Origin of the sequence: Blautia argi (assembly GCF_003287895.1) — a bacterium.
Classification (GTDB): domain Bacteria; phylum Bacillota; class Clostridia; order Lachnospirales; family Lachnospiraceae; genus Blautia; species Blautia argi.
Genome location: NZ_CP030280.1, coordinates 21,460 through 35,000 on the forward strand (window position 1 = coordinate 21,460; position 13,541 = coordinate 35,000).

The window sequence follows — 13,541 nt, forward strand, 5'->3', positions numbered from 1 at the left end:
TGTAATTTTTCATCATTTTTTATAACACTTTTCACAATTTCCGTCCTATATTTGTGTCTTTTGTTTTTTATAACTAGATTTTACCTTTTTATACTGTACAATACCACGGACTATCCATTCATTAATAGCACAAAACAGCGCTTTTACTTCCATATTGGTGTATTCTCTATTTTTCCACAAAAAAATCTCTTTTTCCACTTCCTGAAAAAGAGATTTTTAGTCATTTTATATAGTTTCAATCTGTATATCTTCATAAAATTATATATTCTGTATGCTATTCCTCACTTTATAGGACTAATCAACACTATTCCTTAGATATTTTCCTATACTGATTTGGAGTCACACCAAAATATTTTTTAAATACACGGATAAAAAAATTAACATCTTCATACCCTACACTATATGCAATATCACTGACACTTTCTGCTGATAAAAGCAGTCGTCTTCCTGCTACCATCATACGCATATCTCTAAGATATTCTCCCGGGCTTTTCCCAGTCTGTTCTTTAAAAAGCTTGCGAAATCTGGTTTCTCCCAGACCTGCCATATCACATAACCTTGCAGTTGTATAATTTTCTGTAGGATGCAGTACCATAAAGTCCACAACTCGCTGGATTCTCTGATCCATTTGCTCTGTTCTGACTTCTGCACCACCCACTACTTCCCGTTCTATTTGTTTCTCATGTTTTCCTGCCCTTCCGATAATTTTCCCAATCAACAGTTCCAGATATCCTCGAACCAGAAACATTCTCTCTGCTCCATCAGAATGTATAGCCCCATAAATCCTGTCAAAATATTCTTTTTCTCCCTTATCTTCCAATACTTCCGGCATCTGATAATAATCTCTCAGAAAATCCCCTCCATCATAGGAAACAGACATATTAAACCGTATGCTTGTAAAAGAGAATGTATCTCCCAAAGCATGACAGGACAGCACGCAGCCCCTTGGAAGATAAACAACCTGGTTTTTCTCCACCACAAGTTCCTTCCCATCAATAATAAAAATCGCCTTTCCTGCCGTAATATAACGCAGCATACTATAAGGGATTTTACTCTCCGGCATATACCAGGCTCTGCCAAATGAATATTTATCTACATAAAGGAAATTAATTCTTACCCCTTCAATATACGTTTTTTCGGTTCCTTCTCCGCCCTTTTTCATACCTTCTTCCCGCCTCTCTCTATCAGCCTGTCCTTTTCCTTCCTGCTCATTTTTTTTATCCCTGCCTCCCGGCTCATAGCCTCCTGCTTTGTCAGAAACTCCTCATAATACACCAGCTCCACCGGAAGCCGCACCCTGGTATATTTTGCCCCTTTCCCTGCATTATGGCAGGCAATTCGTTTCTCCAGACAGTTTGTCCACCCTGTATAAAGTGTACCGTCGCCGCACCGTACAATATATGTATAGTTCACCTGTTTTTTCCTTTCTGTTCAAGGTTATGTAGCGGACGCCTCATCTGCTCTGTCAAGCCAAACAGGACGCCCTCTCTATAATAAAGCTGCCGATTAAGAAGTATTTCACACCATACCGGAGGCTGCGCCTCTCATACAAAGACTGTAAGAAGAAAATCGGCTGCGAATTATCTTTCGCATACTTTATTATACTCTGGAAGAATGCATTTGTGAATGATTCTTACGGTAAATATTCCATAGGGTCAAGGGATACGCCATCCTTACTTAATGCAAAGTAAAGATTTGCCCCTTCCTCTGTATAATATTTGGTAGGCTCATTGATATACCCAAGGACAGCTCCTGCTGTCACATATTCTTCTGCCTGGAACGGTACGTCCTTTAACTGTCCGTACACTGCCTGATAACCATTTCCCATATCTACAGTCACTGTTGTGCCTGTTTCTTCATTTTCCAGTACAGATACAATTTTTCCATTGGCAACAGCGGCTACCGGAGCGCCAACTTCTGCTGAAATTGCCACAGCCGGATTCAGCTTGTACACATTCAACGTAGGAAAGTAAACAGTATTGTCCATGTTATAATCCAGCACAACCTGTCCGTTTACCGGCCACTCCATAAGAGAGCTTTCCGTAAAATTAATATCCGGCGCTGCTGCCACACCTGCCTGATTCTGTGCCTGCGCTGCCACGTCCTGGGCTACCTGCGCCTCTGCGTCTGTTTCTGCCTGTGCTTCTTCTGCTGACTCTTCCTTGTCTGTATCCTCTGGCAAAGCTTCCTGCTCTGCTGAATCTTCTGTTGCAGTATCCTGTTCTTCCTCTACTGTCTTTGTTCCTTCCACATCAGATGTATTCACATCTTCGGTTTCTTCTTCGTCCCGTTCTTCTGTTTTTATTGCCTGGTCAACAGAATCCTCCTGGTTCTCCTTAACAAATTCTTTCTCATTCGGTGTGCTTTTACTCCCGGACTGATATACAGTCACACAGGTAACTACCAGTGTCAGTGCCAGTAACCCTCCCAGGGCGGCACGAATTTTCCCTTTTTTACTCATATTCTTCACCTCTGCCTATAATTGGAACACTTCTGCCCCTTTTCTTGTTTTCAATTATAGGATTGCCGGAATATGAAAACTTATACACACAAAAGAATAGCTTTCCGGCCTCTTTCATGATAAAATATTTTTATCAAACACGGAGGTTCTTGCATATGAAAAAATATCTTTTCTTTTTGTTTATGGCAGTACTGCTGCTTTTGGACGGATTTGTCCTGATTTTCTTTTATCAGACCACAGCAGCGCCCCCTTCCTATTATATTTGTTTTTGGGCAGTTCTTGCCGTTACTCTGCTTTTTCTGCTATACTGGATTTTTTTCAGAAAAAAACTCCGTGCAGACATAAAACGCTATATTCCCTTTTGCTGTACCCTTGCCATACTGCTGCTCAGTCTTCTTCCTCTTTACAGCGGTATCCGCGACCTTACCGCCAAATCAAATCCCGAAGAAGCGACATTGACACAAGTAGAGTTTTCCAAAACAAAGCATACCCTGTTTGGAATTTCCCTTGGCAACACCTATTGCATGGAAGGCACTGACCCATGGGACAAGAAAGTCAGCATTGCAGTTACCAAAAAAGAATTTGACACTTATTCCTATCTGCAGCCAAAAGGAAGTCTGGACAAAGACAGCCCGGAGATCCGATACAAATACGCACCGGATTCCAAATTTATCGTAAAATATCTGCCCGTATCCAAAAAAGCCGTTCATGTATTGGAAACCACCCCTTCTCCGCTGACCTACAAAACTAATGTTTCCAAAGAAATTCAGGCAGAAATTACAAAAATCACAGACAGTTCTACCATAGAAGCCTCCATCACTGCTGACAATGACGCTTATGGGCTGAAAAAGGGAGATGCCGTCATACTGAATGGAAGTATGACAATCCTGTATCCCTACAATGTGCAGGGCTTTTATGAATTCAAAGAAGGCGACCAGATTTATTTCAATACCGAAAGCATAGAAGACGGGGACACTCCCATTCTGCATGTTTCTGTCCTGAATCTTCAGACAGAAGATGCGAAATAACAGCTTTCTGCTTTAATCAAACAGCAAAAATAAAGTTCCAACTGCCGCATAAGAAAGAAACTCAGCGAAACAGCCCAGCGCAGAAGTCTTACTCATGCGGCAGATTACTTCAACAGTATAATATCTCTCCTCTGCCATGCACTCCTTACGGAGTTTCCTTTCCCACATCTTCCACTTTCATTTCCGGAAAAAAATATCCTAAAATTTCCTTATAATTTTTCCCTTCCAATGCCATCTGATGTGCCGTGTACTGGCTCATACCCAGCCCATGTCCCACGCCTTTACACAAGAACCGCACCTGCTCCTCTATTTTCTGTATGGTGAAGCAGGAGGACGGCAGCTTCAAAATTTCCCGTACCTGCTCCCCCTGAAATACCTGATTTCCAATCTGTATCTCCATGACATATCCTGCTCCGTCTGCAGATTTTATTTCCACAATTCCCTCTCCCATCTGAAAGCCGGGATAGAGCGCCTTCAATTCTTTTTCCAGCTCTTTTTGCGTAAAATAACAGCCCTCCACATAAAGAGGACTGTTTATATCCTTTGTTGTTTCCACAGACGGCACATAAGAAAAACGTTCCCCTAAAACCTCTTTTCCGTCCCTTGTTTTTCCTGCGCTCAGGGCATGATACGGCATTTCCCGGAGTTCTCCGTTTTTCTTTAGCACCTGTCCTTTTGTTTCTCGGGCTGCTCTTTGAAAGCGCTTATATTGCTGCAGCCTCTCCCCATTCATATGCTTCTTTTTAATATACCGGGCAGCGTTTTGTATCATTTCTTCCTGTTCATCAGGGTTTGCATACAAATTCGTTCTGGCAAGAACCACCTGCGCGCAAATGGCTTCCTCCCCATATTCCCAGGAAATCTGCGACGCTGCCACAGGTGCAGCATACGCTTCTATATCCGGCTTTTTACTGAATGGACATGCCTCCCGTCCCAGGAGAATAACCGTAAAAATCCAGGGCAGTACAGGAAACAGCACTGCTGCGAAAATACATGATTCCTTTTTTTTGCTCATATCTTCACAAAACCTGTATTTTCCTTACTGTTATCCTATGCCTGCCCTGTCCTGTCCTATCCCTTTTTCACTACAAATGCCGGAATCGGCGGGTTATTTTCCCGATTATAATACTGATTCACAATGACAATATACTTTCGGCTGTCCAGGTTTTTCAGAAATTCCAGAATCCGGTCTTTTTCTTCAAATCCTGTATCTCCGCCGCTATAGATGCAAAGAGCCATAACACCGCCCTTTTTTAAAAGCTTCAGCCCTGATTCCACTGCCAGAACACTGGTGTCTGCCTTGGTTGCCAGCTCATGTTTTCCACCGGGAAGGTATCCGAAATTAAAGTAAATCCCGTCCACGGTTTCTGCCTCTACATAATTTTCCATATGAATATGGCTGTCCAAAACCAGACCGGCGCGCTCCCGAAGCCCTGCTTCCAAAAGCCGCTTCTCCGTAGTTTCAAGCGCCTGTTCCTGAATATCAAAAGCCAAAACTTTTCCTGTTTCTCCTGCCAGTTCACACAAAAACTGTGTGTCGTGTCCGTTTCCCATAGTCGCGTCAATATAGGTTCCGCCCGGTTTTACCTGCAAACGAAAAAGTTCATGACTCCACTCTGTAATCTGATATGACCTCATCTCTATTTCTCACTGGCTGCAAGCGCCTGCTCCAAATCCTCCAAAATATCCTCAATATGTTCAATTCCTACAGACAGACGAATCATTCCCGGAGATACTCCTGCTGCCACAAGCTGCTCATCATTCAACTGTCTGTGGGTATGGCTTGCCGGGTGCAGAACACTGGTCTTTGCGTCAGCTACATGGGTAACAATGGACGCCAGTTTCAGGCTGTCCATGAATTTCACAGCCGCTTCTCTTCCACCCTTTAACTCAAAGGAAATAACGCCGCAGGTTCCCTTTGGCATATATTTCTGTGCCAGTTCATAATACTTATCTCCCGGAAGTCCCGGATAGTTTACCTTGCTTACCAGAGGGTGCGCTTCCAGGTATTCCGCTGTTTTCTGTGCATTATAGCAGTGTCTTTCCACTCTCAGCACCATGGATTCCAATCCCAGATTCAAAATAAAGCAGTTCATCGGAGATGGGATAGAACCCAAATCTCGCATAAGCTGTGCATTAATTTTTGTAATATAAGCCGCTTTTCCAAACTGTTTGGTATATACAACTCCATGATAAGATTCGTCCGGCTGTGTCAGTCCCGGGAATTTTTCTGCGTGTGCTTCCCAGTCAAAATTTCCGCTGTCCACAATGGCGCCGCCTACCTGTGCTGCATGTCCGTCCATATATTTTGTGGTAGAATGTGTGATAATATCTGCTCCCCACTGAAATGGATTACAGTTTACCGGTGTAGCAAAGGTATTGTCCACAATCAGCGGAACTCCATGACTGTGAGCCAGGTTCGCCATTTTCTCTATATCCAGAACTACCAAAGAAGGGTTTGCAATGGTTTCTGCCACAACCGCCTTTGTATTTGGACGGAAAGCTTTTTCCAGTTCTTCTGCCGGTGCATCTACGTCAATAAACGTACATTCAATTCCCATCTTCTTTGCCGTAACACCCAATACGTTCAAAGTACCGCCGTAAATGGCTGAAGCGCAGATAACATGATCTCCTGCCTCACAGATGTTAAACACTGCGTAGAAATTGGCAGCCTGACCGGAAGAAGTCAAAACAGCAGCCACGCCGCCCTCCAAATCTGCAATTTTTGCTGCAACAAAATCATTGGTAGGATTCTGGCAGCGTGTATAAAAATAACCGTTATCCTTTAAGTCAAACAATCTGCCCATTTCATCTGTAGTATCATACTTAAAGGTGGTACTCTGATAAATCGGCATCTGTCTTGGTTCGCCTTTTTTCGGTTTCCAGCCGGACTGGATACATTTTGTTTCAATACGATATTCTCTGCTCATTTTGTCCTCTCCTGTTCTTAAAATTTATCTTACTATAAGCTTCTGTCCCAACATCACTGCTGCCAGACAGATTCCCACACTAAGCGCCATATAAACTGCTTCTGCTACTGCTTTTCCCTGCTTCATCAGGGAAGAACTCTCCAGTGCAAAGGTTGAAAAAGTAATAAATCCACTCCTTACCTTCTGTAATACTTCTGCCCAAACAGCAGAATTCCGACAAATAACACAATTCCGACTCCCAGAATTGCCAGTGTCACTTCCTGGCTGATATGATATTTTACACTCAGTCCAACTAACAGCAGCATATCCAATCCAATCACGCACACAGCGCCTCCAACAGTTCTCATAAATTTTCTCTCATTCTCCGGGGATACACCGCTTCCAAACCGTTCTCTTATCATCGAAGATTTTCCCTTTACCGCCAGAAAAACCCCACCTCCGATAATCAGAACGCCCAGAAGCACCATAATCATTTCACTGGTATTCATACAGACCTTCCTTTCATTTCCTTATAATTTTTATAGAATTTCCTGAATACAAGAGCAAACCATACCGGAAGTACGGTTCCCTTTAATACGCAGGAAAGGCTAAGCGCCCACCAAACTCCGTTTAATTCCAGAGCAGTTGCAGAAAGCAGCATGGCTGTAGGAATACGCAGAGTATTAAACACAATTCCTGTCACAGAAGGCGGAACCGTTTTTCCCATACCCTGGAACGCTCCGGTTGCCGCTCCTTCCAGACACATAAAAATTTCAGAAATTCCTATAATCCGGAGGTAATCCACACCCATAGGAATAACCTCTTCCTCGGTAATAAAAATGCGGAAGAAAAATTCCGGAAACACCAGAAGCAAAAAGCTGGTAAATGCGCCCCACACCGCCATAATCACCAGGGCTGTGCGGTATCCCTTCCGAATTCTCTCGCCTTTTCCCGCACCATAGTTCTGTGCAATAAAGGCATTGACCGCAGTAGAAAATCCTCCTGCCATCATCCAGGAAATGGACTCAATCTGGCTTCCCACCTTCTGCACCGCAACGGCGGCATCACCCCAGCCTGCAATCAGACGGGCAATGACCATGGAAATAGAGGAAAACAGGGAATCCTGTATTGCCGGCGGAAATCCTATTTTCACCATTTCCTTTACATATTCTTTTCTGGTTTTCACAAACAAATGCAGGTTGGCAAAAATAACCGGTTCATGCCATACTGCCCGCAAATACAACACAAATACAATCACCTGTGCCAGGACAGTTGCCATAGCGGCTCCGGCTACCTCCAGCCTCGGAATCGGCCCCACTCCAAATATCAGTACAGGATCTAAAATCAAATTAATCAACAAACCTATGGTGGTTACCCGAAAGGTTGTAACCGTGTTTCCCATAGCTGCCAGAATTCCTCCAAGCACCTGGTCTAAAAAGGAAAACACTACCAGACCGCAGGTAATCATCAGATACAATCTGGCGTCCCAGATAACCTTTAGACTATTTAACTGAAAAAATGCAATCAACTGGTTATTCAGAAGCAAACTGATAATTCCGTATAGAATTCCCAGAAACGCTCCCATTCTGAGCGCTCCTCTTGCATATTCTGCTGCTGCCGCTTTATCTCCTGCGCCCAGCTTATGCCCCACGGTCACTTGTCCGCCAATCCTGGGAATCGTAGTCACGCCGTTTGCCAGCCACATAAACATACCCGCCGCGCCAACTGCCGCTACCGCACCGCTTCCCAGTCTTCCAATCCATATCATATCAACCAGGTTATACCCCATTTGTATGAAAGAAGTCCCCATAATAGGAAACGCCAGCCTTGCCAGAGTTCCTGCTATAGGGCCATTTAACAAATCTATTTTCTTTTTCATAACAACTCCATATTTTCTTATAAAACTCTTTCTATATAGTTTATCAGACTGACAATACCTGTGTAAACACTTAATTTCAGTAATTTTGTCATTATTCCTGTATTTGCCCATTCCCCTTCTTTTCTTTATTTTTCTTCTGTGGTAATCTTATATTATATCTTTTTAAATTTAAAGGAGCGAAGCAAATGAAAGAAAAAATTTACACAATCCCTCTTATGGACGCTTTCCGCGCCCAGGACGAATGTCCCTTCTGCTTTATTGAGCGGAATCTGGAACAGCACGCCATAGATTTTGTGCTGGGTTCCGGTGCTTCTTATATGGAAGACGATGTCCGTGCCGAAACAGATAAAATGGGGTTTTGCCGCACACATTATAAAAAAATGTTTGACTATGGAAACCGTCTTGGCACAGGTCTGATCCTCACCACCCATTTCAAAAAGAAAAACGAAGAGCTGAAACAGCAGATAAAAATGTTCTCCCCTGCCAAGGCTTCCATGCTGGGGCATTTCAAAAAAACAAAAGTAGATTCTGAGAACCCTCGTACCAACATTGGCGCCTGGGTAAAAGAACAGACCTCCACCTGCTATATCTGTGATTATTACCGCAGTACCTACAACCGTTATCTGGATACCTTCTTTGAACTCTATCGCAAGAATCCGGAGTTCCGGGAACTCTTTCAAAATAGCAAAGGTTTCTGTATCCCCCATTTTGCAGATTTAGTAGAAACAGGGGATACGCTTCTTTCAGACAAAGAAAAGCAAAGCTTCTATACTGACCTTTTTGCTCTTATGACCGAAAACCTTCAGCGGGTGACCGATGACCTGGAGTGGTTCTGCGACAAATTTGACTATAAAAACAAAGATGCGGACTGGAAAACCTCCAAAGATGCAATCCAGCGCGGTATGCAAAAAGCAGCCGGCGGCTATCCTGCAGACCCGGTATACAAAGCTGAAAAATAATCAAATAAAAAGGAATTATAAAAAAAGCATAAATCAGAATTTACCTTTTTCATTTTTCTTTTAGTTTTTTGTCATAAATTGTCCTTATTTACATTGTATAGTATTACTTGTAAAAGCCAATAAGACTTTTTTCAAAATCTTTTTCTTTTCATATTACTGGCAATGAGTTGCCAGTAACTCCTTCTTTTTTATGAAATAAAACAGGAGCAGGAATCTATCCCCCTCGGATTCCTGCTCCTGTCTTTTTATATCCCTCTTTATTTTCTGCTTTTTTCTTTTATTAAGACTTCTTTTATGATTTCATCACAGTTTTATCACATTTACCCTGTATAGTATAACTTGTAAAAGCCGATAAGACTTTTTCAAAAATCTTTTTCTTTTTCATATGCCGGTATGAAAACCGGCTCTCCTTCTTTTTAATATTATAAATATCAAAAAAAAGGAACCAGAATCAACCTTCCCCCCTCATTGATTCTGGTTTCTTTTTTATTACTTTAAATTCCGTAAAAGGATACCCTTTAAAAAGGAAATAACAATTCTTTTTATCCTCACTATACATTCACTTTTTCGTTTTTTGTGGATAACTCCTGCATATTTTTTCTGTTTTGGGGATATTCAGAGATGTCATTAGAATATCAAAACTATCTCATCGGCATTTCTATAATATGGATTGGCATATAGATACATTTTATATAGACAAAAAAATTGACCCAAATCCTAATGGATTTGAGTCATATTTCTTAGTGAAGCATCGGGGATTCGAACCCCGGACAACTTGATTAAAAGTCAAGTGCTCTACCGACTGAGCTAATGCTCCATAGAAAATGCCCAGAGCCGGAATCGAACCAGCGACACGAGGATTTTCAGTCCTCTGCTCTACCAACTGAGCTATCTGGGCATTGAGTAGCGGGGACAGGATTTGAACCTATGACCTTCGGGTTATGAGCCCGACGAGCTTCCAGACTGCTCCACCCCGCGATAATATCTAAGCCGATGATCGGACTCGAACCGATAACCTGCTGATTACAAATCAGCTGCTCTGCCAATTGAGCCACATCGGCGTGATGTGGTATTCAATTTTAAATGGGCGATGGTGGATTCGAACCACCGAAGGCGTTGCCAGCAGATTTACAGTCTGTCCCCTTTGGCCACTCGGGAAATCGCCCTTATTTTATTTTAAGAGTAAATGGGACCTATAGGGCTCGAACCTATGACCCTCTGCTTGTAAGGCAGATGCTCTCCCAGCTGAGCTAAGATCCCATAAATCTTGCTACCTTCTTTTGAAGGTAACGACCCAGAAGAGACTCGAACTCTCGACCTCCGCCGTGACAGGGCGGCGCTCTAACCAACTGAGCCACTGGGCCATTCCTGAAGATATATATCTTCAAAACCGCATACACAAAACCAAACCATTTCCAACTTACCGTTTTATGGAGTCTTCGGCTTCTTCCGTTCCGAAGCGGTCATTCCTAAATGCTCCGCATTTACTCATGTCCTTTGCTTCGCAAATGACTCCGGTGCCACTTCCACGTTTCGGAATGTAAACATTCCTCTCCGTTCCAGTTTCACCTCCGCCGCTTTCTCCACTATTAGGTCAAGCCCTCGACCGATTAGTAACAGTCAGCTCCATACATTGCTGTACTTCCACCTCTGTCCTATCTACCTCGTCGTCTTCAAGGGGTCTTACTTCTTTCGAATGGGATATCTCATCTTGAGGGGGGCTTCACGCTTAGATGCCTTCAGCGTTTATCCCTTCCAGACTTGGCTACCCGGCCATGCTCTTGGCAGAACAACCGGTACACCAGCGGTCCGTCCACCCCGGTCCTCTCGTACTAAGGGCAGCTCCTCTCAAATATCCTACGCCCACGCCGGATAGGGACCGAACTGTCTCACGACGTTCTGAACCCAGCTCGCGTACCGCTTTAATGGGCGAACAGCCCAACCCTTGGGACCTACTACAGCCCCAGGATGCGATGAGCCGACATCGAGGTGCCAAACCACTCCGTCGATGTGAACTCTTGGGAGTGATAAGCCTGTTATCCCCAGGGTAGCTTTTATCCGTTGAGCGATGGCATTCCCACTTAATACCACCGGATCACTAAGCCCTACTTTCGTACCTGCTCCACCCGTCGGTGTCGCAGTCAAGCTCCCTTCTGCCTTTGCACTCTTCGAATGGTTTCCGACCATTCTGAGGGAACCTTTGGGCGCCTCCGATACCCTTTCGGAGGCGACCGCCCCAGTCAAACTCCCCGCCTGGCATTGTCCCACCGCCGGTTCACGGCGGCTGGTTAGAAACCCAATACTGCAAGGGTGGTATCCCAACAGCGGCTCCCACACAACTGGCGTTATGTGTTCTCAGCCTCCCACCTATCCTGTACATGCAATACCGAGTCCCAGTACCAAACTGGAGTAAAGCTCCATGGGGTCTTTCCGTCCTGGCGCAGGTAACCAGCATCTTCACTGGTATTTCAATTTCACCGGATGCATTGTTGAGACAGCGCTCAAATCATTACGCCTTTCGTGCGGGTCGGAACTTACCCGACAAGGAATTTCGCTACCTTAGGACCGTTATAGTTACGGCCGCCGTTTACTGGGGCTTAAATTCAAAGCTTCGCTTGCGCTAACCTCTCCTCTTAACCTTCCAGCACCGGGCAGGCGTCAGCCCATATACCTCACCTTTCGGTTTTGCATAGACCTGTGTTTTTGCTAAACAGTTGCTTGAGCCTATTCTCTGCGGCCACATCTCTGTGGCACCCCTTCTCCCGAAGTTACGGGGTCATTTTGCCGAGTTCCTTAACAATGCTTCTTCCGCCGGCCTTAGGATTCTCTCCTCATCCACCTGTGTCGGTTTACGGTACGGGTACGATATAAACAATAGCGGCTTTTCTCGACGCATGGCTCACACACTTCCCTACTTCTTTTCGGTCCGCTTCACGTCTTCAGATTGCCACACGGTTTTTCCTATGTGACTCCTACCCCGCTTGCCCCGGGCTTCCATTCCCGGGTTGTGCTTTCCACACGTGTCCCCACAGTTCTGTCATATCGTAGTACAGGAATCTCAACCTGTTGTCCATCGGCTACGTCTTTCGACCTCGCCTTAGGCCCCGACTTACCCAGGGCAGATCAGCTTTACCCTGGAAACCTTAGATATTCGGCCTAGAGGATTCCCACCTCTATCTCGCTACTCATTCCGGCATTCTCTCTTCCATAAAGTCCACAGCTCCTTCCGGTACTGCTTCTTCCCTTATGCAATGCTCCTCTACCAATCCTTTTCAGGATTCCTCAGCTTCGGTGTCGTGTTTCAGCCCCGGACATTTTCGGCGCAGGACCTCTCGACCAGTGAGCTATTACGCACTCTTTGAATGTATGGCTGCTTCTGAGCCAACATCCTGGTTGTCTTTGAAATCCCACATCCTTTTCCACTTAACACGTACTTTGGGACCTTAGCTGGAGGTCTGGGCTCTTTCCCTTTCGACTATCCAACTTATCTCGTATAGTCTGACTCCCGGCAATCAGTTTCATGGCATTCGGAGTTTGATATTCTTCGGTAGGCTTTGACGCCCCCTAGGAAATTCAGTGCTCTACCTCCATAAACCTTTGCCGAGGCTAGCCCTAAAGCTATTTCGAGGAGAACCAGCTATCTCCGGGTTCGATTGGAATTTCTCCCCTATCCACACCTCATCGCCACCCTTTTCAACGGATGTGCGTTCGGTCCTCCATTGCCTTTTACGGCAGCTTCAACCTGGACATGGATAGATCACCCGGTTTCGGGTCTGCACATACTGACTCTGGCCCTATTAAGACTTGGTTTCCCTACGGCTCCACACCTTTGGTGCTTAACCTTGCCAGTATGCACAACTCGCCGGACCGTTCTACAAAAAGTACGCGGTTCCTCCTATAATGAGGTTCCACAGCTTGTAAACACAGGGTTTCAGGTTCTCTTTCACTCCCCTCCCGGGGTCCTTTTCACCTTTCCTTCACAGTACTATGCACTATCGGTCACTAAGGAGTATTTAGCCTTACGGGGTGGTCCCCGCTCGTTCCCACAAGGTTTCCCGTGTCTCGTGGTACTCTGGATCCTGCCATGTCGCCTTCGGTTTCATGTACGGGGCTTTCACCCTCTCTGGCCGGCTTTCCCAAAACCGTTCCATTACCTTCAACGAATCACTTCTGCAGTCCGAACCCCAGCATGCACGCACGCTGGTTTGGGCTCTTTCCCGTTCGCTCGCCGCTACTTAGGAAATCGAGGTTTCTTTCTTCTCCTCCGGTTACTTAGATGTTTCAGTTCACCGGGTTCCCCTCCAT

At 44.8% G+C, this 13,541-nt stretch carries 12 protein-coding genes, 7 tRNA genes and 1 rRNA gene (1 of these 20 running past the window's edge); 2 read left to right on the forward strand and 18 right to left on the reverse strand.

Annotated elements, in window-relative coordinates:
- Positions 1 to 304: 304 nt before the first annotated feature.
- From DQQ01_RS00105 to DQQ01_RS00115, 3 genes are all read right to left on the reverse strand, one after another.
- Complete coding sequence (locus tag DQQ01_RS00105) at positions 305 to 1,162, reverse strand: AraC family transcriptional regulator (protein ID WP_111917709.1); 858 nt, start codon at positions 1,160 to 1,162, stop codon at positions 305 to 307.
- Positions 1,159 to 1,413 carry a GIY-YIG nuclease family protein gene (locus DQQ01_RS00110; RefSeq protein ID WP_111917710.1) on the reverse strand — a complete coding sequence of 85 codons (255 nt, stop codon included), beginning with the start codon at positions 1,411 to 1,413 and terminating at the stop codon, positions 1,159 to 1,161. The genes DQQ01_RS00105 and DQQ01_RS00110 overlap by 4 nt, the downstream gene beginning before the upstream one ends.
- Before the next feature lie 220 nt (positions 1,414 to 1,633).
- Positions 1,634 to 2,461, reverse strand: coding sequence for a M23 family metallopeptidase (locus tag DQQ01_RS00115; protein WP_111917711.1), 828 nt, complete (start codon positions 2,459 to 2,461; stop codon positions 1,634 to 1,636).
- Between the two features lie 155 nt (positions 2,462 to 2,616).
- Here DQQ01_RS00115 and DQQ01_RS00120 point away from each other — a divergent pair, with 155 nt between their 5' ends.
- Positions 2,617 to 3,489, forward strand: a complete 873-nt coding sequence (locus DQQ01_RS00120) for a hypothetical protein (RefSeq protein WP_111917712.1) — start codon at positions 2,617 to 2,619, stop codon at positions 3,487 to 3,489.
- Between the two features lie 12 nt (positions 3,490 to 3,501).
- Here DQQ01_RS00120 and DQQ01_RS16815 read toward each other — a convergent pair whose 3' ends face one another.
- Genes DQQ01_RS16815 through DQQ01_RS00145 form a run of 7 tightly spaced genes read right to left on the reverse strand, consistent with a single transcriptional unit; the run spans position 3,502 to position 8,277 of the window.
- Positions 3,502 to 3,627, reverse strand: a complete 126-nt coding sequence (locus DQQ01_RS16815) for a hypothetical protein (RefSeq protein ID WP_278278159.1) — start codon at positions 3,625 to 3,627, stop codon at positions 3,502 to 3,504.
- Between the two features lie 7 nt (positions 3,628 to 3,634).
- Entirely contained in the window at positions 3,635 to 4,504 is an 870-nt protein-coding gene (locus DQQ01_RS00125) for a SpoIID/LytB domain-containing protein (protein ID WP_111917713.1), read from the reverse strand.
- Between the two features lie 56 nt (positions 4,505 to 4,560).
- The gene (locus tag DQQ01_RS00130) at positions 4,561 to 5,127 is read right to left on the reverse strand and encodes a tRNA 5-(aminomethyl)-2-thiouridylate-methyltransferase MnmM (RefSeq protein WP_111917714.1); all 567 of its coding nucleotides are present in this window, start codon (positions 5,125 to 5,127) and stop codon (positions 4,561 to 4,563) included.
- 2 nt (positions 5,128 to 5,129) lie between these two features.
- Complete coding sequence (locus DQQ01_RS00135) at positions 5,130 to 6,419, reverse strand: O-acetylhomoserine aminocarboxypropyltransferase/cysteine synthase family protein (protein ID WP_111917715.1); 1,290 nt, start codon at positions 6,417 to 6,419, stop codon at positions 5,130 to 5,132.
- 24 nt (positions 6,420 to 6,443) lie between these two features.
- The gene (locus tag DQQ01_RS17960) at positions 6,444 to 6,545 is read right to left on the reverse strand and encodes a hypothetical protein (RefSeq protein WP_334293936.1); all 102 of its coding nucleotides are present in this window, start codon (positions 6,543 to 6,545) and stop codon (positions 6,444 to 6,446) included.
- Positions 6,546 to 6,595: 50 nt separating this feature from the next.
- A complete protein-coding gene (locus DQQ01_RS00140; RefSeq protein ID WP_111917716.1) occupies positions 6,596 to 6,907 on the reverse strand; it encodes a hypothetical protein in 312 nt (103 codons plus the stop codon).
- On the reverse strand, positions 6,904 to 8,277 hold the full coding sequence (locus DQQ01_RS00145; RefSeq protein ID WP_111917717.1) for an MATE family efflux transporter: 1,374 nt from the start codon (positions 8,275 to 8,277) through the stop codon (positions 6,904 to 6,906). The genes DQQ01_RS00140 and DQQ01_RS00145 overlap by 4 nt, the downstream gene beginning before the upstream one ends.
- 185 nt (positions 8,278 to 8,462) lie before the next feature.
- Here DQQ01_RS00145 and DQQ01_RS00150 point away from each other — a divergent pair, with 185 nt between their 5' ends.
- The gene (locus DQQ01_RS00150; protein ID WP_111917718.1) at positions 8,463 to 9,236 is read left to right on the forward strand and encodes a DUF6062 family protein; all 774 of its coding nucleotides are present in this window, start codon (positions 8,463 to 8,465) and stop codon (positions 9,234 to 9,236) included.
- Between the two features lie 744 nt (positions 9,237 to 9,980).
- Here the strand turns inward: DQQ01_RS00150 and DQQ01_RS00155 are convergent.
- The 8 genes from DQQ01_RS00155 to DQQ01_RS00190 all read right to left on the reverse strand — a co-directional run.
- A tRNA-Lys gene (locus DQQ01_RS00155) sits at positions 9,981 to 10,053 on the reverse strand.
- Positions 10,054 to 10,061: 8 nt separating this feature from the next.
- Positions 10,062 to 10,134 (reverse strand) — tRNA-Phe (locus DQQ01_RS00160).
- Between the two features lie 6 nt (positions 10,135 to 10,140).
- Positions 10,141 to 10,214 (reverse strand) — tRNA-Met (locus DQQ01_RS00165).
- 10 nt (positions 10,215 to 10,224) lie between these two features.
- Positions 10,225 to 10,297 (reverse strand) — tRNA-Thr (locus tag DQQ01_RS00170).
- A 23-nt stretch (positions 10,298 to 10,320) separates the two neighbouring features.
- Positions 10,321 to 10,402, reverse strand: a tRNA-Tyr gene (locus DQQ01_RS00175).
- 21 nt (positions 10,403 to 10,423) lie between these two features.
- Positions 10,424 to 10,496 (reverse strand) — tRNA-Val (locus DQQ01_RS00180).
- 30 nt (positions 10,497 to 10,526) lie between these two features.
- Positions 10,527 to 10,600: transfer RNA gene (locus tag DQQ01_RS00185), tRNA-Asp, on the reverse strand.
- 226 nt (positions 10,601 to 10,826) lie between these two features.
- Positions 10,827 to 13,541: ribosomal RNA gene (locus DQQ01_RS00190) — 23S ribosomal RNA — on the reverse strand; it runs 171 nt beyond the window's last position.